General features: G+C 50.8%; 1 protein-coding gene. It reads right to left on the reverse strand.

Going from position 1 to position 2,407, the window contains the following annotated elements:
* Positions 1-2,407 (reverse strand): Ig-like domain-containing protein (locus A1359_RS01155; protein ID WP_198159225.1); only part of this gene is annotated, 2,407 nt, incomplete at both ends.

Here is a 2,407-nt window from a genome sequence, read left to right on the forward strand (position 1 = left end):
CTCACAGGCTCATCAAACTGCACCTGTAAGACCGCATTGGTTGCTACGTCAACTTGATCGGCATTCAGACTGTAGCCACTTATTTGCGGTGCAGTATTATCGGCTGCCAGCGCCGTAGTGAAATAGCGATATTGATAAACGTTGTTACCGTTCATATCCTGAACAGGGTAGGCGTAGAGATAATAGCTACGTCCCACTGCCAAGGCTTGTTCAGACACCAACGTCAAAGTACGACCATCACTGCTAACACTCCGACTTGCAGCCACCTTTTGCCCGGTAACGGTGTCGGACAGGTAAAAACTACTTTCCGTCACTGATACCGGATCAATCGCTTCGCTAAAGCGTACTTTGAACACTGCATTGACCGGCACATTAGTCGCATTTGAAATAATGCTCCACTCTTCCACCGTCGGTGCAGCAGTATCCGGGCCGTTGATAGTATGAAAGGTATGCGCAGCACTTTCCACAACATGGCCGGCATAATCTTCCGGTGTTGCAACTGTCACGGTAACGTCACTGTCCACTGGCCACGGTTCATGAGGCACATAGGTAACTTGACGATTGCTGTCGCTGAAACTCAACGAGTAGGTTCTCGCATCGTAGTTCGGCACTTGCGCTAATGGCAGATCGACATCGTCACCCAAGAAGCTAATCGGACTGACCGATTCATCGAAGCGAATCGAGATGCGGTTATTGATGCCCACTTCAGTCGCCCCCTCCGTTGGGCTCAAAGCGGTTACCTTCGGAGCAATACCGTCTTCGGTTTGACTGGTCGTAAAGTACCAGTTGTAGTCGCTTATTTGCGTGGAATTGGTGCCTCCCGCATCTTTCAGGCCACTACGAATACCCATGTAATGCCCATGACCCGCTTGCAACGGTTGATCGGGAGTTAACCGAACGACCCGGTCGCCTTTCAGCAAGCTGACGGAGACCATTATCTCAGGGTTTCCAGATGCTGAGTAATCACGTAAAACGAATGTTGAGCTATTAACCGTGCTCGGATCCAGCGGTTCGTTGAACTGCAGGTCAATAGCCGGGTTCAACGGCATTTGGATGCCGTCATCGGTATTCAGCGCCAATACATAAGGCGCTTTTTTGGTTGGGTCTTCCTCAATCCGGAACTGCGTATGGAAGCTATTCAAGGCATTGCCAGAGGTGTCTTGCGCCATGCTATCCAGGAATACTTCGATGTAGGCCTCTTTCGCCCAGGGTTGCGCCGGGGTGAAGATCAAAGTCCGATTGTCACCGATCAACTGCAGGTCGCCATTGATCAATACGCCGTTTTGCGAGACGTGTAAGGCACTTTGCAGCGTGCTGCTGTTCAACGGCTCATTGCTGTACAGCACCACTTTATTTTTCGAGAGGACGTTGTAACTTCCATTACCCGGTAAGGCGGTGACAATACTGGGTCGTGCGGTATCGCTGGCCGCCGCCGTGGCAAAGACTTTGGCTGTATCAGCCAAGCGGTTACCGCTCAGATCTTTGACGTCGTTAGTTAATAATACCGTAATGATACTGGAGGCTGGCAGGTTGTAACTCAACGTAACCGTGCGGCTATCGCCCGAATAACTGAATGAGGGACTCACAATAGCACCGTTGACGAATAACCCAACGCTACTGCTGTTGACCGTACTGCGGTTCAGCGACTCAGAGAAAGTCAGCACAATCGGATTGCTGCCATACACATCCATCGCGCCATCGCTTGGGCTGATCGATAGTAATGTCGGCGCTGTGGTGTCACCACCCGTGCCGGTAGTAATGTAGCTATAACCATAGCTGTTGCTATTACCCGCCAAATCCAGGACGCCATTAACAACAACGTAGAGTTGAGTATTACCTGGCAATGACGTTAGTGGATTAAAGCTCACCACGTTGCCATTGCGACTAAAGTCACCGGCTATTTCACCGCTAAAGCCGTTTCCGGTAATGCTGATACCACTGTCCAGCGTCGTCGGATCTATTGCTTCACTGAAGGTGAACGTAATAGGTGTATTAACGCCTACACCTGTAGCGCCATGAGACGGTGTAATGCTCACTGTAGGCGTTTGAGTGTCGTTGACACTCAAACTACCGGTGGTGAAATGACTCGTCACCGCCGCTAGTGGGTTACCGATATAGTCATAGAGTCCATTCAGCACCACGGTGTAATCGGTGTTGATCGCCAACGTCGACGAAGGGGTGAAGGTAATAGTCCGGTTGTCGCTAGCCAAGGTCGCCGTACCGGTAACATCAACGCCATTGACACTCAGATGTACGCTATCGGCTACGCTGAAGCTACTGACGGATTCATCCATTACAAAACGCAGCTTGCTGTTGATGGCTATGCCGGTTGCACCGTCAGCAATGTTGCTACCACTAATTACAGGGGCTTCCTGATCGGTTACCGTGCCCGTTGTAAAATACCAGT

It is taken from the genome of Methylomonas lenta, from assembly GCF_001644015.1.
Taxonomy (GTDB): Bacteria; Pseudomonadota; Gammaproteobacteria; order Methylococcales; family Methylomonadaceae; genus Methylomonas; species Methylomonas lenta.